This is a genomic window from Bradyrhizobium symbiodeficiens (assembly GCF_002266465.3).
Classification (GTDB): domain Bacteria; phylum Pseudomonadota; class Alphaproteobacteria; order Rhizobiales; family Xanthobacteraceae; genus Bradyrhizobium; species Bradyrhizobium symbiodeficiens.
On the sequence record NZ_CP029427.2, the window covers coordinates 4,035,258 to 4,056,188 of the forward strand.

Below are 20,931 nucleotides of genomic sequence, written 5' to 3' on the forward strand. Positions count from 1 at the left end.
TATTCGCCCGGGACTGCTTGAATATCAGGGTTGCGCCGGGGCTCCCCGGCGCCTCTCTCGCAGGAGCTGCTACTTGACCGAGGAGAACGCGGTCGGCGTCAGGATCTGGCTGACGATGTTGCCGACGATCTGGCCGTCGGCTTCGCTCTCGGCGCGGGCTTTCATCCAGTCCGGATCGGCCATGAACGCAGCCCACTTCTTCTCGCGCTCGGCGAGCGAGTCCCAGGCCAGGAAATAGGTCAGCTCCTGGTTGGAGTCACCGATCAGCGTCGTGAAGAAGCCGGCCTGCCTGATGCCGTGATTCTCCCAGATCTTCAGCGTGGCAGTCTCGAATCGCTTCAGAAGCGCCGGCAGCCGGCCTGGCACGCAGCGATAGACACGCATTTCGTAGATCATTCGTTCCTCCAAGCTTATTGCGCGCCGGTTATAGCGGCTGGCCCCCGCGGTGTCTTGAGCAGCGCCCGGCCGCCCCGGCGGCGTTCTGCGCATGGCTTGCGCGACCAGCGCTGCGCCGGACTCCCGCAATGCTGCCGCAATGATCGGGCCGCTACAAAGGCCTTGCAGTTCGGGGGCCTTTCACATGCGGATCTTGCTGGTCGAGGATGAAGCGGAAATGGCCGGCGCGCTGGCCTCGGCGCTGAAGCGCTACGACATGGTGGTGGACCACGCCCCCACGCTTGCGGACGCGGAGGAGGCCATTTCCGCCGACGTCCATGTCGCGGTCCTGCTTGACCGCCAGCTCCCGGACGGCGATGGCCTTGCCCTGATTCCAAAGCTTCGCGCGCGAGCCGGCGGGGTGCCGATCATCGTCCTGACTGCACGTGGCGAACTCGCCGACCGCGTCGCCGGGCTCGATAGCGGGGCCGACGACTATCTGGCAAAGCCGTTCGCGGTCGAGGAACTGCTGGCACGGCTGCGCGCCGTGCTGCGGCGGCCCGCGGGCCTGTCCCCCGATGTCATCCGCGCCGGCCGCCTCGCCTTCGACCTCGGCCATCGCGAAGCCAGCATCGACGGTCAGCCTTTCGAGCTCCCGCGGCGCGAGCTGCTAGTGCTCGAGGCCCTGATCCGCCGCCTGGGCCGAACCGTGCTACGCTCGGCGCTCGAAGAAGCGGTCTACAATTTCGACGACCAGGTCCAGTCGAACGCGCTGGACACACACATCTCGCGATTGCGCCGCAAGCTTGCCGAGGCGGATGCCGGTGTCGAGATCCACGGCATTCGCGGGGTCGGCTATCTGCTGAAGAAACAGCCATGAGCAGGCACGACGATCCCTATTGCCTGCGCTCGCGGCTGAGCTGGCGCCTGCTCTGGCTCCAGGCTGCGCTGCTGGTGGCGCTCGTAGCCGTCGTGGTCGGAGCATTGTGCGCGTCGGGTTTCGTGCTCGCCGAGCGCGACGAGGATCGCGTGATCGACGTGGTTCAGCGCGCGCTCGCGCGCGACGGCCAGGGCAGCTTGACCCTGCGGTCAACGGCTGAACTGAAACAATTGCGCAGCGAAACGCCCGACCTCTGGTTCCTGGTCCGCGACCGGCAGGGACAGTCGCTCACCGAAGGTGCCGCGCCCGCCGAATTTGCGGCGATAGGCGGCGGCCTCGACCAGATCAGCCAGGCGCGGCTCGGCTGGCAGCTTTTCGAGGACGATCCGCGCAAGCCGGCGGCGCGGCTGAAGCGTGTCGACACTGAGGCCGGCAATGTGCAGATCATCACGGCGACGCAAGGACGGCTGACAGGCGCCAAGGCGCTGGTCATGACTTCGCTCGCGTTTCTCGCCATTGCCTTGCCCGGCCTCTTGCTGATGGGAACGGCGACCTTCATAGCGACACCGATGATCGTGCAGCGCGCATTCAGAGGGCTCGACACGACGGCGGACCAAGCACGGCGGATCGACATCCATCAGCGCGGCGCACGGCTGTCGGTGGACCGGATTCCGCTGGAGGTCGTACCGCTCGTAACTGCGGTCAACGACGCTCTTGCGCGGCTCGACCAGGGCTATGCGCGCCACAAGCGTTTCGTCGCCGACGCCGCGCACGAGCTGCGCACGCCGATCGCAATCCTGAACACGCGGCTGGAGTCGCTAGCCCCGGGGCCGGACAAGACCCGCCTGCTGGAGGATACCGCGCGGCTGGCCACGCTCGCCGAGCAATTGCTTGACATCCAGCGGCTCGACCGCTGCGGCCATCCGTTCACGCGTGTCGACCTCGTCGTGATCGCGCAATCCGCCGCCGCCGATCTCGCGCCGTTGGCAATTGCCGCAGGTTACGAGCTGGCGCTCGATGCGCCCGCGACGCCGATCGAGACCATCGGTGATCCGGCCGCGCTTGAGCGCGCTCTGACCAATCTCGTGCAGAACGCGATTCAACACGGCCCCCGCCGCGGCACGATCGGCATTCGCATCAGCAAGCCTGCCTGCATCGAGGTCACTGACGAAGGCGCCGGCATTCCCGCGGCTCAGCGCGAACAGATATTCGAGCCGTTCTATCGGCTCACTCCACTCGATCGCGGCGCCGGCCTCGGCCTCAATATGGTGCGCGAGATCGTGCTCCTGCATGGCGGCCAAGTCTCGGTCACCGACGGCGCGGACGGCGGCACCGGCTTCAGGATCACGCTGCGGCCAAGCCCGCAGAGTTGATCAATTTACCTGCCCTTCGCGCAGCGCAATGCTGTCGCAATCCACGCCCGCCAAGGTGCTTCCGCATCACCTCTGATCCCCGAGGTGCAATCGAAATGCCGGAGTGCGCATGCCCAACGATTTTCTCTCCTTTTTCGTGTCCTGGATGTCTTCGCCGCGCCGGGTCGGCGCCATCGCGCCATCGGGCGCGGCGCTTGCTGATCTCATCACGCGCGAGATCACCGCGAAGACCGGCCCGATCCTCGAGCTCGGCCCCGGCACCGGCGCATTCACCTACAAGCTTCTGAAACGCGGCGTCAGGCCACAGGATCTCACGCTGATCGAGTACGGCTCGGATTTCATGAAGCTCTTGCAAATGCGCTTTCCCGGCGCGCGCGTGCTGTGGATGGATGCGGCGCGGCTGGCGACGGAGCGCCTCTATGTCGGCGCACCCGTCGGCGCGGTCGTGAGCGGGCTGCCGCTGCTCAACATGTCGACGCGCGAGGTCGTCTCGATCCTCGGTGGCGCGTTCAATTACGTGCGCCCCGGCGGCGCCTTTTACCAGTTCACCTACGGCGTGAGCTGCCCGATTCCGCGGCCCGTGCTCGACCGTTTGGGCCTGCGCGCAACACTGGTGGATCGCGCCTATCTGAACGTGCCGCCGGCCGCCGTCTACAAGCTCACGCGTCGCCCGCAGATGACGCTCATCACGGGATCGCCGCCCCCCGACGCATCTGCGCCGGCCCCAGCGGAAGCCGATTGTTAGACCAGCCGGCTCTGCACCATCGCCGCCTGGATGAACGAGGCGAACAGCGGATGGGGCTCGAACGGCCGCGACTTCAGTTCGGGGTGGAACTGGACGCCGATGAACCAGGGATGGTCCTCGTATTCGACGATCTCAGGCAGCACGCCGTCGGGCGACAGGCCCGAGAATTTAAGCCCGTGCTGCTCGAGGCGGTCCTTGTAGGCGGTGTTGACCTCGTAGCGGTGGCGGTGGCGCTCGGATATCTCGGTGGCGCCGCCATAGACCTGCGAGACGCGGCTGCCGCGGTTGAGGGCTGCGGGATAAGCGCCAAGCCGCATCGTGCCGCCGAGATCGCCGGCGTTCGAGCGCCTCTCGAGCTCGTTGCCGCGCAGCCATTCCGTCATCAGGCCGACCAGCGGCTCCTTGGTCGGGCCGAACTCGGTGGAGTTGGCTTCCTCGATGCCGACGAGGTTTCGCGCCGCCTCGATCACCGCCATCTGCATGCCGAAGCAGATGCCGAAATACGGCACGTCGCGCTCGCGCGCGAACTGCGCCGCGCGGATCTTGCCTTCCGCACCGCGCTGGCCGAATCCGCCGGGCACCAGGATGCCGTTGACGTGCTCGAGGAACGGCGCTGGATCTTCCTTCTCGAAGATCTCGCTCTCGATCCAGTCGAGATTGACCTTGACCTTGTTGGCGATGCCGCCATGCGACAGCGCCTCGATCAGCGACTTATACGCATCCTTCATGCCGGTATATTTGCCGACGATGGCGATGGTGACATCGCCCTCGGGATTGCGGATGCGCTCGTTGATCTGGTTCCAGCTCTTGAGCACCGGCGGGATGCGCGATTCGATGCCGAAGGCAGCGAGCACTTCGTCGTCGAGACCCGCATTGTGATAGGCCTCGGGCACGGCATAGATGCTGTCGGCGTCGCGCGCCTCGATCACGGCGCTCTCGCGCACGTTACAGAACAGTCCCAGCTTGCGCCGCTCTTCCTTTGGGATCTCGCGGTCGGTGCGGCAGAGCAGGATGTCCGGCTGGATGCCGATCGAACGCAGCTCCTTCACCGAATGCTGCGTCGGCTTGGTCTTCAGCTCGCCGGCGCTCGGAATGTAGGGCAGCAGCGTGAGGTGGATGTAGATGGCGTGATCGCGCGGCAGCTCGTTCTTGAGCTGGCGGATCGCCTCGAAGAACGGCAGGCCCTCGATGTCGCCGACGGTGCCGCCGATCTCGACCAGCACGAAATCGTAATCGTCATTGCCGGAGAGGACGAATTCCTTGATGGCGTTGGTGACGTGCGGAACCACCTGGATGGTCGCGCCGAGATAATCGCCGCGGCGTTCCTTGGAGATGATGTCCTGGTAGATTCGCCCCGTGGTGATGTTGTCCTGCTTGGTCGCGGGACGGCCGGTGAAGCGCTCGTAGTGACCGAGATCGAGATCGGTCTCCGCGCCGTCATCGGTCACGAACACTTCGCCGTGCTGATACGGCGACATCGTTCCGGGATCGAGGTTGAGATAGGGATCGAGCTTGCGGAGGCGGACCTTGTAGCCCCGGGCTTGCAACAGCGCACCGAGTGCCGCTGAAGCCAGACCCTTGCCGAGCGAAGAAACCACGCCGCCGGTGATGAATATGTACCGCGCCATGGGACTTAACCTCTAATCCCCAAAATTCGATTCGCCAAAGCGATTCGTATTCCGCCCCAAAGATTTTGCGGGCCTGTGGGTGAGCCAAAACTAAGAGTGGTGACAGTGCCTTGATGGGGATTGTTGATGCAGGACGGTAGCCACCGCCCTGCATGGCGCCCCTGCTTTATTGCGAGCGAGGCACCTGCGGGCCGCTCGGAGCCGGCGCCTGTTGCTGCTCGTCGGCCTTCTTCAGCGAATCCAGGATGCCGCCCGACGTCGGCGGCGCGATCGGCGATCCGCCGGCCGGCTGGCCCTGCGACGCCGGCGTGCCGATGATCGAGGACGGCGCGCGGCTGTAGCCCGCATGCCAGGACAGGAACATGCTGGTGAGGAAGAAACCCGCGGCGAGGATCGCGGTGGTCCGCGTCAAGAGGTTGGCGGTGCCGCGGCTCGACATGAAGCCTGCGCCGCCGCCCATGCCGAGGCCGCCGCCTTCCGACTTCTGGAGCAGGACAGCGCCGATCATGACGGCGACGATCATGAGATGGATGACGATGACAACGGTCTGCATAGTATCCTTCCGTCACAAGCGGGCGGCGCCTGACGGCGGCCGATCGCGCTTCGCGGGTTTTCCTGAAGTTGCGCGGTGTTACACGATCAGACCGGCCATTGCCACCCCCGATCGGCCCCGGCGGCGCCGTGGGGTTTAGCTAGGGGCAGCCCTTCGCAATCGCAAGGAAATCGGCCGCCTTCAGGCTAGCGCCGCCGACCAGCGCGCCATTGACGTTCTTGACCGCCATCAGCTCGGCCGCATTCGAGGGCTTGACCGAGCCGCCGTAGAGGATGCGCATGCTGGCACCATCGGCCTTGAACCGCGAGGTCAGGAACTCCCTGATAAACCCATGAATTTGCTCGACATCCCGGGTCGTGGGGGTGAGCCCAGTGCCGATCGCCCAGACCGGCTCATAGGCCACGACGAGATTCGCGGCCGTCGAGCTCTCAGGCAGGGAGCCGGCGAGCTGCCCGCCGAGGATCTCCAGGGTCTGGCCGGCGTCGCGCTGGGCTTGGGTCTCGCCGATGCAGACGATCGCCGTAGCCCCGGCGCGCCAGGCGGCCTCGGTCTTCTGCCTGACAAGCGCATCGTCCTCGCAATGGTCGGCGCGGCGCTCGGAATGGCCGACGATGACGGCGCTCGCCCCCGCGTCCACCAGCATTTCGGCGGCGATATCGCCGGTGTGGGCACCGGAGGCCTTGGGATGGCAATCCTGGGCCCCCACCGCGACCTTCTTGCCACGCGCCTTGTCGGCGAAGGCGGCAATCAGGGTCGCGGGCGGACAGACCAGCAGATCGGCCTTGCCGGTCACCTCGGCGGCGCGGTCGAGCATGGCGTCGAACTCGGCAGCCTGGGCCTTCAGGCCGTTCATTTTCCAATTGCCGGCGATCAGGGGGCGGATGGCGTCGGTCATGTCAATTTCCAGCAAAATGAGGTTTGCGCATGCGCTAGCAGAGGACCTGCGGCAGTTCCAGAGACGAGAGACCTTTAACCGCAGCCGCAAACGGTCGCCGGACCCGAGGTTGCGGGGGGAAAGCCGCCACTTTATGATGATTGATCAATTTTGTGACGCGCTTTTGCTGAATCTGCATTAAGACGCGCTCCCGTTCCCCTCCTGCTCAAACAAGTTGGACCAAATGCTTCGAGGAATGCGCAAGGCCTCATCAAACTGGCTCGGCAAGACCATCATGGCCATGGTGATGGGTGTGTTGATCATCAGTTTCGGCGTTTGGGGGATCGCCGACATCTTCAAGGGCTTCGGGCAGTCCACGGTGGCCAAGGTCGGCAGCACCGAGATTTCGCTGAACGAGTTCCGCCAGATCTACACGGACCGCCTGCAACAGATCAGCCGCCAGTTCGGCCGTCCGCTGACGCCCGACCAGGCGCGTGCCTTCGGCCTCGACCGCCAGGTGCTGCAGCAGACCATCGCCGAAGCCGCCCTCGACGAAGAGGCGCGCCGGCTCGGGCTCGGCCAGTCCGACGACCAGATCCGCCAGGTCATCATGAACGACCCCAACTTCAAGGGCGTCGGCGGCAATTTCGATGCGAACCGCTTCCAGGCCGTGATCCGCAATTTCGGCTATACCGAGCAGCGCTATGTCGCCGAGCAGCGCAAGGTGTCGCTGCGCCGGCAGATCACCGGCACGATCGGGGCAGGCCTCGAGCCGCCGAAGGCAATGATCGACGCACTGACGCGGTTCCAGAACGAGCAGCGCGCCATTGATTTCGTCAGGCTCGATACCGCCCAGGCCGGCCAGATCGACGCGCCCTCGCCCGAGGCGCTCGCGGCCTATTTCGAAGACCACAAGGCCCAGTTCCGCGCGCCCGAGTACCGCAAGATCTCCTTCGTCGTGGTCTCGCCGGAAGAGATCGGCAAGTGGAGCGAGGTGTCGGACGAGGACGCCAGGAAGGTGTTCGAGCAGCGCAAGGACCGGCTCAGCACGCCGGAGAAGCGCCAGATCCAGCAGATCGTCTTCCCCAACGCTGCCGAAGCCCAGACCGCCCGGGAGCGTCTCGTCGGTGGCATGTCGTTCGAAGATCTCGGCAAGGAGCGCGGGCTGAGCGCCTCTGACGTCGATCTCGGACTTGTGACCAAATCTTCGCTGGATGCTGCGGTCGGCGAAGCCGCCTTTGCGCTTCCCGCCGGCGAGATCAGCCAGCCGATCCAGGGCGCGCTCGGCACGTCCATCGTCAAGGTCGACAAGATCGAGCCGGGCAAGGAGGCGGACTTCGCCAGCGCCGTCGGCGACATCAAGCGCGAGATCGCGACCGAGCGCGCGCGCGTCAAAGTCGCCGATCTCCGCGACAAGATGGAAGACGAGCGCGGCGGCGGCGCCAGCGTGATCGACGCGGCGCAGAAGCTCGGCCTCACCGCCGTGACCATCGACGCGGTCGATCGTTCCGGCCGCGCCCCGAACGGTCAGCCGGTCGCCGACATTCCGCAGGGACTCGACGTGGTGTCGCAGGCCTTCAACAGCGATGTCGGCGTCGACAACGACTCGATCTCGTTCAAGGGCGGCTATGTCTGGTACGACGTGCTCGCCATCACGCCCTCGCGCGACCGCAATCTCGACGAGGTCCGCGACCAGGTCGAGGCGCGCTGGCGCCAGGACCAAATCGCCGCCAAGCTCAAGGCCAAGGCGACCGAGATGGTGCAGAAGCTCGAAGCGGGCGGCAAACTCGCGGATGAGGCCGCAGCGATCGGCGCCAAGGTCGAGACCGCGACCGGCTTCAAGCGCGACGACACGCCCGCCGGCGTGCCCGCAGCGGTCGTCGCGGCCGTCTTCCGCACCGCCAAGGATGGCGTCGGGCAGACGCCGGTGACCGGCGGCACCGAAGTGATCGTCTTCCGTGTCACCGACATTGTCGATCCCGCAGTCGACCCCGCCTCCGAGGCGGTCAAGAAGCTGAAGGAAAGCCTCGACCGTGCCCAGACCGAGGAGCAGGTTGCCTCCTACGTCAACAGGCTCGAAACCGACATCGGGACCACCATTAATCAGGCCGCCTTCGCGCAGGTGACCGGCGCGAACCAGCAGTAAGTTGAAAGCACGCGATGGACGACCTGAAATCGATCATTGGAAAAGTGGCGACCGGCGCCAGCCTGTCGCGTGACGAAGCGGCTTCCGCCTTCGATGCCATGATGTCGGGCGAAGCCACGCCCTCGCAGATGGGCGGCCTGTTGATGGCGCTGCGGGTGCGCGGCGAAACCGTGGACGAGATCACCGGCGCTGTCGCGGCGATGCGTTCCAAGATGCTGACCGTCACGGCTCCGCCTGAAGCCGTCGACATCGTCGGCACCGGTGGCGACGGCTCCGGCTCGGTCAACGTCTCGACCTGCGCCTCCTTCATCGTCTCGGGTGCCGGCGTGCCGGTGGCCAAGCACGGCAACCGCGCGCTGTCGTCGCGCTCGGGCGCAGCCGACGTGCTGGCCTCGCTCGGCGTGAAGATCGACCTCAGGCCCGAGCAGGTCGGCCACTGCGTGCGCGAATGCGGCATCGGCTTCATGTTCGCTCCCGCCCATCACCCGGCCATGAAGAACGTCGGTCCGACCCGGGTCGAGCTCGCGACGCGCACGATCTTCAACCTGCTCGGCCCCCTGTCCAACCCGGCCGGCGTGAAGCGGCAGATGGTCGGTGTGTTCTCGCGGCAATGGGTCCAGCCGCTGGCCCAGGTGCTGAAGAACCTCGGCTCCGAATCCGCCTGGGTGGTGCACGGCTCCGACGGCCTCGACGAGATCACCCTCACCGGCCCGACCTTCGTCTCCGCGCTCCACAATGGCGAGATCCGGAATTTCGAGGTGACGCCGGAGGACGCCGGCCTGCCGCGTTGCGAGGCCGGCGCGCTCAAGGGCGGTGACGCCGACGCCAATGCAATCGCCTTGCAGAGCGTGCTCGACGGCAAGCCGAGCGCCTACCGCGACGTTGCGCTGATGAACGCCGCCGCCGCGCTGGTCGTGGCCGGCCGCGCCAAGGACCTCAAGGAGGGCGTCGCGATCGGCGCCCGTTCGATCGACAGCGGCGCGGCCAACGCGAAGCTGAAGCACCTGATCGCGGTCTCGAACGGCTGAGCCTGACATGTCGGACATCCTCACCAAGATCGAAGCCTACAAGCGCGAAGAGATCGCCGCCGCCAAGCGCGCGCAGCCGCTGTCGGCCGTCGAGGCGAAGGCCAAGGCGCAGGCCGCGCCGCGCGGCTTCGTGCGCGCGATCAAGGCCAAGCACGCCAATGGCGACTACGCGCTGATCGCGGAGGTGAAGAAAGCCTCGCCGTCGAAAGGACTGATCCGCGCCGATTTCGATCCGCCCCAGCTCGCCAAAGCCTATGAAGCCGGCGGCGCGGCCTGCCTGTCGGTGCTGACTGACACGCCCTCGTTCCAGGGCCATCTGGACTTCATGGTGGCTGCGCGCGCGGCGACGTCATTGCCGGTGCTGCGCAAGGATTTCATGTTCGACACCTACCAGGTGGCGGAAGCGCGCGCGCACGGCGCCGACTGCATCCTGATCATCATGGCCGCGCTCGATGATGCCACCGCCAAAGATCTCGAAGACACCGCAATCGCCTACGGCATGGACGTGCTGATCGAGATCCACGAACGCGCCGAGCTCGAGCGCGCGCTCAAGCTCCGCTCGCCGATGATCGGCGTCAACAACCGCAATCTTCGCACCTTCGAGACCACGCTCGCGACCAGCGAAATGCTGGCACCGCTGATCCCCAAGGAGCGGCTGATGGTCGGCGAGAGCGGCATCTTCACGCCTGCCGATCTCGCCCGGCTCGAGCACGTCGGCATGTCGACCTTCCTGGTCGGCGAGAGCCTGATGCGACAGGCCGACGTCACCGCGGCGACGCGCACGCTGCTCGCGCGCGAGACGACGGCGCGCGCGACGGGCACGCGCTGACATGGCGCGCAAGCCCTCCAAGAAGACCGTCCCGGCCCTCACCCATATCGGCGCCTCCGGTGAGGCGCGGATGGTCGACGTCTCGGACAAGCCCGCGACCGAGCGGCTTGCGGTCGCGGAAGGCCGCGTCGTCATGACCAGGGCGACGCTCGACCTGATCGCATCCGGCAACGCCAAGAAGGGCGACGTGCTCGGCACCGCCCGCATCGCCGGCATCATGGCCGCCAAGCGCACCTCGGAATTGATCCCGCTCTGTCATCCGCTGGCGCTGTCGAAAGTCACGCTCGACATCGAACCCGACGCGAAATTGCCGGGCTGCCTCGTTCGCGCCAGCGTGAAGGTCACGGGCCCGACCGGCGTCGAGATGGAAGCCCTCACGGCCGTCTCGGTCGCCTGCCTCACCATCTACGACATGATCAAGGCGGTCGAGCGCGGCGTGCGCATCGAGGGCATCCATCTGGTCGAGAAGCTCGGCGGCAAGTCCGGCCATTACCGCGCCTGAAGCGCGCTTGCTTCGACGAACCACCACCTCTCGCGCCGATCGATTGCTTTTGTGCGCGGCCGTTCACCCAGAGTTAACCGCGCTTCCTAACTTTGCCTCCACACCGTTCCCGTAAACCAACGGATGTTATCGGGGTCAAGAATTGATCCTGACGTGTGCACGGCAATGATCCAGCATGATGACGAGAATCGGCGGCCGCCTCTTTGACCACGCCTTCGTGCGCAGCGGACCGATCCGCTGGCTGGTGGTGGGCGGCGCCCTGCTGATCGCGGCCATCGCCATAGGCTCGGTCCTGATGGCGCAGAATTTCCGCGAGCGGGCGTTGCGCAACTCCAGCCGCGAGCTCGAAAACACCGTGCTGCTGCTCGCCCACCATTTCGATCAGCAATTGCAGGATTTCGCGGTCATCCAGAAGGACTTCGTCGATCAGGTCCGCACGACCGGAATCGCGGCCAGGGAGGACTTTCGCAAGCGCTTCTCCGGTCAGGACGTCCATCGGATGTTGCGCTCGAAGATCGATGCCATGCCCTACATCGGCGACGTCAACATCGTCGATGCCGAAGGCAATCTGATCAACTCGTCATCGACATGGCCGGCTCCGAAGGTGAACGTTGCCGATCGCGCCTATTTTCGCACCTTCAAGTACGATCCCAAATCGCCCGATGTCCTGATCGAGCCGTTGCATAGCCGCATTTCGGCTGCCTGGACCGTCCTGATCGTGCGCAGGATCGTCGGGCCGAACGGCGAGTTCCTCGGTGCCGTGGGACGCGGCATCGATCCCGCCAATTTCGAGAAATTCTTCGCCTCCGTCGTGCTCGGCGAAGGCGCGACGATCTCGATGCTACATCGCGACGGCACGCTGCTCGCCCGCTACCCTCATTCCAGCGAATTGATGGGGCGGAATTTCAAGACCGGTTCGTTCGAGCAGCAGAGAGTCTTCGGCCTTGATCACTTCGCCGGACGATTCATGAGCCCCGTCGACGGCGAAGACCGGCTGATCTCCTCGCGCGCCCTGCCCCACTTCCCGATCCTGATGATGGCCACCACGACGCGCGCCTCCGCCCTGACGGACTGGCGCGAGCAGATCGGCATGCTGATCTCGGTCGCGGGCGCCTCCACGCTCGCCATCGCGGGCGTGCTGATCGCGATCGTGCGCAAGCTGCTGGAGCAGCATCGCGCCTCCCGCGAACGGCTGACGCTGGAGAAGCTGCGTCTCGACCGTGCCGTCAACAACATGACCCAGGGCCTGCTGCTGTTCGACGCCGAGCAGCGGCTCGTGGTCTGCAACCAGCGCTACATCGAAATGTACGGCCTGTCGGCCGACGTGGTGCAGCCCGGCTCCAGCTTCCACGACATCATTGCCCATCGCAAGGCGACCGGCTCGTTCACCGGCGACACCGGCGACTACGTTGCCCGCGTGCTGCGCGACGTCCATGTGCGCAACTCGATGGTGGTCGAAACCGCCGACGGCCGTTCGATCCACGTCCTCAACGAGCCGCTCGCGGACGGCGGCTGGGTAGCGACGCATGAGGACATCACCGAGCGCCGGCGCATCGAGGAGCGCATCACCCACCTCGCCCATTACGACGCGCTGACCGATCTGCCCAACCGCACCATGTTCCACGAGCATCTGCGCGAAGAGCTGGCAGCTGTCGGCCACGACGAACAGATCGCGGTGCATTACATCGACATCGACGAGTTCAAGGGCGTCAACGACGCGCTCGGCCATCTCGTCGGCGACGAGCTGTTGAAATCGGTTGCCGCGAGCCTGCGCCGCTGTGCCGGCCCGGCGTATTTCGTGGCGCGGCTCGGCGGCGACGAATTCGCCATCGTCCAGAGCGCGGTGACGTCGCGGGACCAGGTCGACGAGCTCGTCGCGCAGATCTTCGCGGCCATCCGCGCGCCGTTCGATTGCATGGGCCATCATCTCACCACCGATGCCAGCGTCGGCATCGCGCTCGCGCCGGAACACGGCACGGCGCTCGACCAGATTCTCAAGAACGCGGACATGGCGATGTATGCCGCCAAGTCCGCCGGACGCCGCACCTACCGGTTCTTCGAGCCGGAAATGGATGCCAAGGTGCGCGAGCGCCGGCAGATCGAGAGCGACCTGCGCCACGCCATCGCCCAGGAGGGGCGCGCTGGCGGTCTCGAGGTCCATTACCAACCCTGCCTCAGCCTGAAGGACGATCGCATCACCGGCTGCGAGGCTCTGGTGCGCTGGCGCCATCCGGAGCGCGGCATGATCTCGCCGGCCGAGTTCATCCCGATCGCCGAGGATACCGGCCTGATCAACGAGATCGGCGAATGGGTGCTGGCGACCGCATGCCGTGACGCGGCGGGCTGGCCCGACGACATCCGCCTCGCCGTCAACGTCTCGCCGGTACAGTTCAAGAGCGGCACGCTAGCCTTGAAGATCACGGCGGCGCTCGCCGCTTCCAACCTGCCGGCGAGCCGGCTCGAGCTCGAGATCACCGAGGCGGTGCTGATCCGTGACGACGACACTGCGCTGGCGATCCTGCACCAGCTCCGTGCCATCGGCGTGCGCATCGCGCTCGACGATTTCGGCACCGGCTACTCCTCGCTGAGCTATCTGCACCGTTTCCCGTTCGACAAGATCAAGATCGACCGCTGCTTCGTCGACGACATCGCCGGCCCCGACGGCTCCGCCAGCATTGTCCAGGCCGTCGTCAATCTGGCGGCCGCGCGCCGCATGACCACCACGGCCGAGGGCGTCGAGACCGAGGAGCAGCAGCGCCTGCTCCGCGCGCTCGGCTGTTCGGAGATGCAGGGCTATCTGTTCAGCGCCGCGAAGCCCGCGGACAAGGTGCTGGAGCTGTTCGCGCTGCATCGCAGCCGGCTCGCCCAGCGCGACGGTCATGCGAGCCGTCGCCGCGAGGCGGGTTAGGCCTATCCGATCTGAAACGGGCATCCCAAAACGAAATCGCCCGGGAGCGGTCATCCGCTCCCGGGCGATTGTCTGGAATCACAAGGCCTAGTTCGGCACCGCCGCCTTAGGCGCGGGCTTGGCCGCAACCGCATTGGCTGTGACGCCGTGCAGGAAGTCGAAGGCCGCGTGCAGGGCCTTGTCGTCCTCTTCCTTCGGCGGAACGTAGGACTGCGATCCGGTCTGCTCGCCACCCTCGCCGGCCGCGAGATGCCCGCGCATCTGGGACTCCGCCATGGTGTCCATGCGGCCCTTCAGTTCCGGCGGCACGTCCTGCAGGATCTCGATGTCGGGAGCAATGCCCTGGGCCTGGATCGAACGGCCCGACGGCGTGTAGTAGCGCGCCGTGGTCAGCGCCAGCGCGCCGTTGCCAGCGCCGAGCGGAATGATGGTCTGCACCGAGCCCTTGCCGAACGAGCGCGTGCCGATGATGGTCGCCCGCTTGTGATCGTGCAGCGCGCCGGCCACGATCTCGGAAGCCGAAGCCGAGCCGCCATTGACCAGGACCACCAGCGGCTTGCCCCTGGTCAGGTCGCCGCCATGCGCGGTGAAGCGCTGGGTCTCCTCCGGATTGCGGCCGCGGGTCGAGACGACCTCGCCGCGCTGGAGGAAGGCGCTCGACACCGACACGGCCTGGTCGAGCAGACCGCCCGGATTGTTGCGCAGGTCCATCACGTAGCCGGTGAGCTTCTCCTGCGGGACCTGCTTGGAGATCGCGGCGATCGCCTTCTTCAGGCCGTCGGTGGTCTGCTCGTTGAACGAGGTGACGCGGATATAGCCGATGTCGCCGTTCTCGACGTGGAAGCGCACCGGGCGCACATGGATGATCTCGCGCGTGATCGCGACGTCGAGCGGGGCGTCAGCGCCCTTGCGCACGATGGTGAGCTTGGTCTTGGTGTCGACCGGGCCCTTCATCTTGTTGACGGCCTGCTCGAGCGTCAGGCCCTGCACGGCCTCGCCGTCGATCTTGCTGATGAGGTCGCCGGACATCAAGCCGGCCTTCGAGGCGGGCGTATCGTCGATCGGCGAGACGACCTTGACGAGGCCGTCCTCCATGGTGACCTCGATGCCGAGGCCGCCGAACTCGCCGGAGGTGGTCTCCTGCATCTCGGTCCAGGCCTTCGCGTTCATGTAGCGCGAGTGCGGATCGAGCGAGGTTACCATGCCCGTGATCGCGCCTTCGATCAGCTTGGCATTGTCCGGCTTCTCGACATAGCTGGCCTTGACGCGCTCGAACACCGTGCCGAACAGGTTGAGCTGGGAATAGGCGTCATCCGCGCTCGCTGCTGCCCGCGCCGCCCATACACCACCGTGCGGGCTGGCTACCAGAAGGGTCAGACACGCTCCAGAGAGCGCGCCCAGGGGGAACAGCAGGGATTTCCGCATGGATCGACTGGCCTTCTTGTTTGCTCGGCGGTTGCTAGCGCTTGTCTCTGGAGACTTGGGACTCGCCCTGCAAGTGGCGATCCAGTCTGCTTCTCACAATACCATTCTGGTTTCTTCATGGCCGGGATGCCACGCCGGCGGGTACATCGCAGAAATCGCTTCGTCCGGACCTAAACTTTTGGCAACGTTGCAGGACTGGGCCGCCCCCATAGACACCCTACAGGGGGAATCGGTGCGCCGGTCCACGCCTCGCAGCCATGTCATTTTAGGATGGTTTTGGAGCGCTGGACGGGTTAGGCGATGACACAAGGCTTCAAATTCTCGGGAGGATAACAATGAACGAAGCACCCCGGATCCAACCGGAACGGAACGTCGAACTCGGCGCCAGCAACGAGCCGTTTCAGAACCTGCACGAATTCGTCCGAAAAGCGCGGGCCAACCTCAACCAGAACGCCTGGGACTACATCGTCGGCGCCGCCGAGACCGAAACCACGATGCGCCGCAACCGGATGGCGCTGGACGAGATCGCCTTCCGGCCGCGGGTGCTGCGCGACGTCCGCAAGGTCGACGGCTCGGTTCAGCAGTTCGGCCGCAGGATGCGCCTGCCGGTGGTGCTCGCCCCCGTCGGCGCGCTCGAGATCTTCGATCCGGATGGCGCGGCGAGCGTCGCGCGTGCTGCCGGCACCTTCGGTGCGGCGCACATGCTGAGCTCGGTGTCCGAGCCCGGCCTGGAGCAGACCGCCGAAGCCGCTCCCGATGCGCTCCGGCTCTATCAGCTCTATGTCCGCGGAGACGACGCTTTTGTCGCCGATGTCGTCAGCCGCACCGAGAAGAACGGCTATGCCGGCTTCTGCCTGACCGTCGATACCGCCCACTACAGCCGTCGTGAGCGTGACATCGCCAAGCGCTACGTTCGAGAGAGCCGCCTGCGCGCCACGGGCGGCGATTTCCAGAAGGGCCTGGAGTGGCGGACCGTGAAGATGATCAAGGACAAGTTCAAGATCCCGCTGATCCTGAAGGGCATCGCCACCGCCGAGGACGCCCGGATCGCGGTCGACCACGGTGTCGAATGGATCTACGTCTCCAACCATGGCGGCCGCCAGCTCGACCACGGCCGCGGTGCCATGCATGTGCTGCCCGAGATCGTCGAAGCCGTGAAGGGCCGCGCCAAGATCATGGTCGACGGCGGCGTCTGTCGCGGCACCGACATCGTCAAGGCGATCGCGGCAGGCGCGGACATGGTCGGCATCGGACGGCTGCAATGCTGGGCGCTGGCTGCGGCGGGCGAAGCCGGCGTCGCGCGGATGCTGGAGCTGCTGGAGGACGAGGTGCTGCGCTGCCTCGGCCTTTTGGGCGCAACGTCATTCGCGGAGGTCGACAAAGCCTGCCTGCATCCGGCGACCGCCACCAACGCGCCGAGCGTGTTCAGCGCATTCCCGCTGTTCGACCACGATCCGTACCGTTACTGAGTGAAAGGATGCAGGTGACATCGCTCTCTCCCGGCAGCGCGGATGCGCTGCTGTTCGATCTCGGGCGCGTGGTGCTCGACATCGACTTCTCCAAGGCGATCGCCTGCTGGGCAGGACATGCCGGCTGCCAGCCCGAGGCCATCGTCGCGCGCTATGTGCGTGACGAGGCCTACCGGCTGCATGAGGTCGGCAAGATCAGCGACGAGGATTATTTCGCCTCGCTGCGTGCTTCTCTCGGCATCGGCATTTCGGACGCGCAATTCCTGGAAGGCTGGAACGCGATCTTCGCCGGAGAGATGCCTGACATTGCCGAGCTGTTGCCGCGTGCGGCGAAGCAGATGCCGCTCTACGCCTTCTCCAACACCAACCGGCCGCATGTCGACTATTTCTCCAGGGAATATGGCGAACTGCTCGGCCATTTCCGCGCGCTGTATCTGTCGTCCAGCATCGGCCTGCGCAAACCGGATGCGGAGGCCTTCGACCACGTCGTCACCGCGATCGGCGTGCCCGCGGAACGCATCGTGTTCTTCGATGACCTCGCCGAGAATGTCGAGGGCGCGCGGGTACGCGGCCTGACGGCAGTGCATGTGACGTCGCCACGCGACGTTGGAAACGCCCTGAAGGCGTTGGGCATCTGAAAAAGCCCGCCATCACACCCAGCTTCAGACACGCTTTCAGGAACCAAATCTGCAACAGATCGGGAACCTGATCGCTTTGTGCATTTTTATACAGAGTTCCGGGAACGGAATACCTCCCTTCGGACTCATCACTCCGTTGGGACTTCTACATCGGACTTATCGACGTGCTGGGCAAAACCTATCTCACCAAGCAGGCCTCTCTGCTGCTCGAATTCGCCAGAACGACCTCGGATTCGGACCTTTCCGCCAAGCTGATCAGCAAGGCCGCCGACCTGAAATCCCAGGCCGATCCGCTGCCGGACAAGGATCAAGGCCCAAAGGCTCCCGACGTCGCATTTGTCAGCCCGGATGCGCCGAGCAGGCGTTGAGCGAGCAAGCCGTGGCGGCCGTCATTCTCGTCCTCGGGATGGCCCCATTCTGCCGATCGGTCTCATCGTCTGGATGATGCGACGCCAAGCCCGAGCCTTCCTTCGATATGGGCTGCAAGCTACAGGATGGGCGTCCTGCTCCGCAATTTTGCCTCCGCCTCCGCGCTCGGTTAGAACACTGTCGGAACATTTCGTCCGAACGTGCCGAGCAGGAGTTTCGCCGTGGCCTTGATGCCGGTTTCCGACGCCCTTGCCGCGGTGCTGGCGGACGTTGAGCCGCTGCCTGAACAGATGGTTTCGCTCGACGAAGCCCACCACCGGGTGCTCGCGCGTGACGTCGCCGCGCGGCGCACGCAGCCGCCGCAAGCCATGTCGGCGATGGACGGCTACGCCGTGCGCGCGGCCGACGCGGCAGCGATCGATTCCAGGTTGACTGTCATCGGTGAGGTCGCAGCCGGCCGTCCGTTCACAGGACGGGTCGGCGCCGGCGAAGCCGTGCGGATCTTCACTGGCGGTGTCGTTCCCGACGGCGCAGACGCGGTCGTGATTCAGGAGGACACCATTGCGGACGGCAAGAGCGTCACGATCAAGGAAGCTGCGAGCGTGGGTCGGCACATCCGCCCCGCCGGCGTCGATTTCCGAGAGGGTGATGTCCTCTTGCGCAAAGGGACCCGACTGACAGAGCGCGACCTCGCGCTCGCAGCGGCAATGAACCATCCGCAGCTTGCCGTCTGCCGCCGCCCGAAGGTCGCGATCCTCGCCACCGGTGACGAACTGGTGATGCCGGGCGCCACACCCGGGCACGGCCAGATCGTCTATTCCAACGGCTTCGCCCTGCATGCGCTCGCCAGACAGGAAGGGGCCGAGACAATCGACCTCGGCATCGCCGCCGACACGCTAGCCGCCACCACCGCCGGCATCCGCCGCGCGCGCGAAAGCGGCGCCGACATCCTGATCACGACCGGGGGCGCATCGGTGGGCGACCACGATCTGGTCCAGCAGGCGCTCACGGACGAAGGCATCGCGATGGCGTTCTGGAAGATCGCGATGCGGCCCGGCAAGCCGATGATGCACGGACGGCTGGGGACGATGGGCGTGATCGGCCTGCCCGGCAATCCCGTGTCGTCCTACGTGTGCGCCTTCCTGTTCATGGTACCGCTGATTCGCGCGCTGTCGGGCCGTTCGGTGATTCATCATCATCGCGAGCGCGCCGTGCTGGGCCGCGATCTCGGTGCCAACGACCAGCGCGAGGACTATCTGCGCGCGCGCCTGGAGCTGCGCAACGACGGCACGCTCGTCGCTCTTCCCGTCAGCCATCAGGATTCCTCTCTGCTTGCGAATCTTGCTGCGGCACAGGTACTTCTCGTGCGCGCACCGTTTGCGCCGAAGGCCGAGGCCGGCAGCCCCTGCGAGGTGCTGCGGCTCCCCGTCTGACCTGCGCGGCCACACGCATTCCGCGCGCTTCGTTCTGTTCACGCTAAATTAAGCAGTTGCGGAACATGTATCGAACATATAGTGTCCGTTCATGATTTGTTTCGAGGATGTAGCGGCTTATAGCTGAACTCATCCGTCTCGGAATCGAACGACATCAACCGGGGGACTTTGGTCGAGATGCTAACGCGCAAACAATACGAGCTTCTGCGGTTCATCAGCGAACGTCTGAAGGAAAGCGGCGTGCCGCCGTCCTTCGACGAGATGAAGGATGCGCTCGACCTGCGCTCGAAGTCAGGCATCCACCGCCTGATCACCGCGCTCGAGGAGCGCGGCTTCATCCGCCGCCTGCCCAACCGCGCCCGGGCGATCGAAGTGATCAAGCTGCCGGAGCTCCAGGCTGCCGCCGGCACCCGACGCGGCTTCACGCCAAGCGTCATCGAGGGCAATCTCGGCAAGGTACGCGCGAGCTCCAGCCCGTCCGCAGACGAGGGCGAGCGGCCCGTTGCGGTGCCCGTGATGGGCCGCATCGCGGCCGGCACCCCGATCGAGGCGCTGCAGACCCGCAGCCACACCATCAGCGTACCGCCCGACATGCTCGGCTCCGGCGAGCATTACGCACTCGAAGTGCGCGGCGATTCCATGGTCGAGGCCGGCATCCTCGACGGCGACATGGCGCTGATCCAGCGCAACGAGAGCGCCGATACCGGCGACATCGTCGTGGCGCTGATCGACGACGAGGAAGCCACGCTCAAGCGCTTCCGCCGCCGCGGCGCCTCGATTGCCCTGGAGCCCGCCAATGCCGCGTATGAGGTGCGCATCCTGCCGCCGAACCGCGTGAAGATTCAGGGCAAGCTGATCGGGCTGTACCGCAAGTACTGAGTCCAGAAGCCCTCGATCAAGAAGTCTTTGCGCCTCGTGCGTGCGGCTTCGATCGGCATCGCCGATCAGAGATTGGAGCGGATGATGGTCCGCTCCGGCTGGATAGTCTTTCTGGTATTGCACAGACTATCCGGCCCTATTCTTCCGCAGCGGCATCATCGGCCGGGCGCGCGAAGAAGCATTGCCCCCTTTCCCCCACGACGCGATCAATCTGTTTGAACGCATACGCTTCGCCTGCGGGCCGCCGACACGCGCCTGCCGAATGCATGGGCGCCAACTTTGTTCCTATTGAATTCGGGAAAGATAATGTGATCTCGGCTCGCCGATCCGAGCCGCAGATTTGCCTACAACCAGGCAGACCGTCACGTGCTTCCACTCTGGTAGGGGCCTGCGCCTCCAAAAGAGGTGCGGGTCGCTATCTCTGCATTGAGGAGCACCCGATGTGTGACTACAGCCTGCATGCCGTCGCGACGCGCCCCGCAGAAGTCGGCGAGACGATCGTCACGACAACGTTCCGCGGCACCTCGACACGCGGCTTCGCCTCCGAAGCCGATCTCTCCGTCGCGGTCTGCCTGCTGCCGGGAACGGAGCTCGCCTTCGCCGACAACGTCCGTTACGATAACCGTTGGATCTGGACGCGCACCGTCAACTCCCGCGTCGGCAAGTTCGGCAAGATCGATCCGCACATTCCCGATCGCCACCATGACGCGATCGAATTCCCGGACGGCAAATCCGTGCTGGTGACGCAGCTCGTCGAAGGCCAGCGCGCAACCGTGCTGCAGCTGCCGGTGACCCAGCCGGTCAGCGAGCGCAACCGTGAGATCATCGCCGACAGCCGCCCGACGGTCACGCGACTGCCGATCGGCTGACAGGGACT

General features: G+C 65.5%; 19 protein-coding genes. 14 read left to right on the forward strand and 5 right to left on the reverse strand.

The window, feature by feature from the left end; genetic code table 11:
* Positions 1–69: 69 nt before the first annotated feature.
* The gene (locus tag CIT39_RS18735; protein WP_094977743.1) at positions 70–396 is read right to left on the reverse strand and encodes an NIPSNAP family protein; all 327 of its coding nucleotides are present in this window, start codon (positions 394–396) and stop codon (positions 70–72) included.
* 184 nt (positions 397–580) lie between these two features.
* Between CIT39_RS18735 and CIT39_RS18740 the strand changes: the two genes are divergently transcribed.
* The 3 genes from CIT39_RS18740 (at position 581) to CIT39_RS18750 (ending at position 3,373) form a co-directional block, all read left to right on the forward strand.
* Positions 581–1,255, forward strand: a complete 675-nt coding sequence (locus CIT39_RS18740) for a response regulator transcription factor (RefSeq protein ID WP_094977742.1) — start codon at positions 581–583, stop codon at positions 1,253–1,255.
* Positions 1,252–2,628, forward strand: coding sequence for a sensor histidine kinase (locus CIT39_RS18745; protein ID WP_094977741.1), 1,377 nt, complete (start codon positions 1,252–1,254; stop codon positions 2,626–2,628). The genes CIT39_RS18740 and CIT39_RS18745 overlap by 4 nt, the downstream gene beginning before the upstream one ends.
* 109 nt (positions 2,629–2,737) lie before the next feature.
* Positions 2,738–3,373: a class I SAM-dependent methyltransferase gene (locus CIT39_RS18750; protein WP_162308571.1), complete on the forward strand. Its 636-nt coding sequence runs from the start codon at positions 2,738–2,740 to the stop codon at positions 3,371–3,373.
* Here CIT39_RS18750 and CIT39_RS18755 read toward each other — a convergent pair.
* The 3 genes from CIT39_RS18755 to tpiA form a co-directional block, all read right to left on the reverse strand.
* Complete coding sequence (locus CIT39_RS18755) at positions 3,370–5,001, reverse strand: CTP synthase (RefSeq protein ID WP_094977739.1); 1,632 nt, start codon at positions 4,999–5,001, stop codon at positions 3,370–3,372. The genes CIT39_RS18750 and CIT39_RS18755 overlap by 4 nt on opposite strands.
* A gap of 166 nt (positions 5,002–5,167) precedes the next feature.
* Positions 5,168–5,554 (reverse strand): preprotein translocase subunit SecG, encoded by a 387-nt coding sequence (gene secG / locus CIT39_RS18760; RefSeq protein ID WP_018320274.1) that lies wholly within the window; start codon positions 5,552–5,554, stop codon positions 5,168–5,170.
* A gap of 139 nt (positions 5,555–5,693) precedes the next feature.
* Positions 5,694–6,449 carry a triose-phosphate isomerase gene (tpiA, locus tag CIT39_RS18765; protein ID WP_094977738.1) on the reverse strand — a complete coding sequence of 252 codons (756 nt, stop codon included), beginning with the start codon at positions 6,447–6,449 and terminating at the stop codon, positions 5,694–5,696.
* Between the two features lie 223 nt (positions 6,450–6,672).
* Between tpiA and CIT39_RS18770 the strand changes: the two genes are divergently transcribed.
* The 5 genes from CIT39_RS18770 (at position 6,673) to CIT39_RS18790 (ending at position 13,841) form a co-directional block, all read left to right on the forward strand.
* Positions 6,673–8,574 (forward strand): SurA N-terminal domain-containing protein, encoded by a 1,902-nt coding sequence (locus CIT39_RS18770; protein ID WP_094977736.1) that lies wholly within the window; start codon positions 6,673–6,675, stop codon positions 8,572–8,574.
* A gap of 14 nt (positions 8,575–8,588) precedes the next feature.
* Complete coding sequence (trpD, locus tag CIT39_RS18775; RefSeq protein ID WP_094977735.1) at positions 8,589–9,602, forward strand: anthranilate phosphoribosyltransferase; 1,014 nt, start codon at positions 8,589–8,591, stop codon at positions 9,600–9,602.
* A gap of 7 nt (positions 9,603–9,609) precedes the next feature.
* Positions 9,610–10,431 (forward strand): indole-3-glycerol phosphate synthase TrpC, encoded by an 822-nt coding sequence (gene trpC, locus CIT39_RS18780; protein WP_094977734.1) that lies wholly within the window; start codon positions 9,610–9,612, stop codon positions 10,429–10,431.
* 1 nt (position 10,432) lies between these two features.
* Positions 10,433–10,933: a cyclic pyranopterin monophosphate synthase MoaC gene (gene moaC, locus CIT39_RS18785; RefSeq protein WP_094977733.1), complete on the forward strand. Its 501-nt coding sequence runs from the start codon at positions 10,433–10,435 to the stop codon at positions 10,931–10,933.
* 175 nt (positions 10,934–11,108) lie between these two features.
* Positions 11,109–13,841, forward strand: coding sequence for a bifunctional diguanylate cyclase/phosphodiesterase (locus CIT39_RS18790; RefSeq protein WP_094977732.1), 2,733 nt, complete (start codon positions 11,109–11,111; stop codon positions 13,839–13,841).
* A gap of 87 nt (positions 13,842–13,928) precedes the next feature.
* On the opposite strand, the gene CIT39_RS18795 is transcribed toward CIT39_RS18790, so the two are convergent.
* Complete coding sequence (locus CIT39_RS18795; RefSeq protein WP_094977731.1) at positions 13,929–15,266, reverse strand: S41 family peptidase; 1,338 nt, start codon at positions 15,264–15,266, stop codon at positions 13,929–13,931.
* A gap of 335 nt (positions 15,267–15,601) precedes the next feature.
* Here CIT39_RS18795 and CIT39_RS18800 point away from each other — a divergent pair, with 335 nt between their 5' ends.
* The 6 genes from CIT39_RS18800 to CIT39_RS18825 all read left to right on the forward strand — a co-directional run bounded on the left by CIT39_RS18800 (position 15,602) and on the right by CIT39_RS18825 (position 20,923).
* Positions 15,602–16,735, forward strand: a complete 1,134-nt coding sequence (locus CIT39_RS18800) for an alpha-hydroxy acid oxidase (RefSeq protein ID WP_094977730.1) — start codon at positions 15,602–15,604, stop codon at positions 16,733–16,735.
* 8 nt (positions 16,736–16,743) lie between these two features.
* Positions 16,744–17,373, forward strand: coding sequence for an HAD family hydrolase (locus tag CIT39_RS18805; RefSeq protein WP_140479908.1), 630 nt, complete (start codon positions 16,744–16,746; stop codon positions 17,371–17,373).
* 164 nt (positions 17,374–17,537) lie between these two features.
* Positions 17,538–17,741, forward strand: coding sequence for a hypothetical protein (locus CIT39_RS18810; protein ID WP_094977729.1), 204 nt, complete (start codon positions 17,538–17,540; stop codon positions 17,739–17,741).
* 222 nt (positions 17,742–17,963) lie between these two features.
* A complete protein-coding gene (locus CIT39_RS18815; protein ID WP_094977728.1) occupies positions 17,964–19,175 on the forward strand; it encodes a molybdopterin molybdotransferase MoeA in 1,212 nt (403 codons plus the stop codon).
* Positions 19,176–19,352: 177 nt separating this feature from the next.
* Positions 19,353–20,054: a transcriptional repressor LexA gene (gene lexA, locus CIT39_RS18820; RefSeq protein ID WP_094977873.1), complete on the forward strand. Its 702-nt coding sequence runs from the start codon at positions 19,353–19,355 to the stop codon at positions 20,052–20,054.
* A gap of 440 nt (positions 20,055–20,494) precedes the next feature.
* Entirely contained in the window at positions 20,495–20,923 is a 429-nt protein-coding gene (locus CIT39_RS18825) for a hypothetical protein (RefSeq protein ID WP_162308572.1), read from the forward strand.
* Positions 20,924–20,931: the final 8 nt, after the last annotated feature.

What these genes read in the sequence shown, in the direction of transcription:
- CIT39_RS18735 (WP_094977743.1), bottom strand. Translation starts at nt 396, where the DNA reads ATGATCTACGAAATGCGTGTCTATCGCTGCGTGCCAGGCCGGCTGCCG.
- CIT39_RS18740 (WP_094977742.1), top strand. Translation starts at nt 581, where the DNA reads ATGCGGATCTTGCTGGTCGAGGATGAAGCGGAAATGGCCGGCGCGCTG.
- CIT39_RS18745 (WP_094977741.1), top strand. Translation starts at nt 1,252, where the DNA reads ATGAGCAGGCACGACGATCCCTATTGCCTGCGCTCGCGGCTGAGCTGG.
- CIT39_RS18750 (WP_162308571.1), top strand. Translation starts at nt 2,738, where the DNA reads ATGCCCAACGATTTTCTCTCCTTTTTCGTGTCCTGGATGTCTTCGCCG.
- CIT39_RS18755 (WP_094977739.1), bottom strand. Translation starts at nt 5,001, where the DNA reads ATGGCGCGGTACATATTCATCACCGGCGGCGTGGTTTCTTCGCTCGGC.
- secG (WP_018320274.1), bottom strand. Translation starts at nt 5,554, where the DNA reads ATGCAGACCGTTGTCATCGTCATCCATCTCATGATCGTCGCCGTCATG.
- tpiA (WP_094977738.1), bottom strand. Translation starts at nt 6,449, where the DNA reads ATGACCGACGCCATCCGCCCCCTGATCGCCGGCAATTGGAAAATGAAC.
- CIT39_RS18770 (WP_094977736.1), top strand. Translation starts at nt 6,673, where the DNA reads ATGCTTCGAGGAATGCGCAAGGCCTCATCAAACTGGCTCGGCAAGACC.
- trpD (WP_094977735.1), top strand. Translation starts at nt 8,589, where the DNA reads ATGGACGACCTGAAATCGATCATTGGAAAAGTGGCGACCGGCGCCAGC.
- trpC (WP_094977734.1), top strand. Translation starts at nt 9,610, where the DNA reads ATGTCGGACATCCTCACCAAGATCGAAGCCTACAAGCGCGAAGAGATC.
- moaC (WP_094977733.1), top strand. Translation starts at nt 10,433, where the DNA reads ATGGCGCGCAAGCCCTCCAAGAAGACCGTCCCGGCCCTCACCCATATC.
- CIT39_RS18790 (WP_094977732.1), top strand. Translation starts at nt 11,109, where the DNA reads ATGATGACGAGAATCGGCGGCCGCCTCTTTGACCACGCCTTCGTGCGC.
- CIT39_RS18795 (WP_094977731.1), bottom strand. Translation starts at nt 15,266, where the DNA reads ATGCGGAAATCCCTGCTGTTCCCCCTGGGCGCGCTCTCTGGAGCGTGT.
- CIT39_RS18800 (WP_094977730.1), top strand. Translation starts at nt 15,602, where the DNA reads ATGAACGAAGCACCCCGGATCCAACCGGAACGGAACGTCGAACTCGGC.
- CIT39_RS18805 (WP_140479908.1), top strand. Translation starts at nt 16,744, where the DNA reads ATGCAGGTGACATCGCTCTCTCCCGGCAGCGCGGATGCGCTGCTGTTC.
- lexA (WP_094977873.1), top strand. Translation starts at nt 19,353, where the DNA reads ATGCTAACGCGCAAACAATACGAGCTTCTGCGGTTCATCAGCGAACGT.
- CIT39_RS18825 (WP_162308572.1), top strand. Translation starts at nt 20,495, where the DNA reads ATGTGTGACTACAGCCTGCATGCCGTCGCGACGCGCCCCGCAGAAGTC.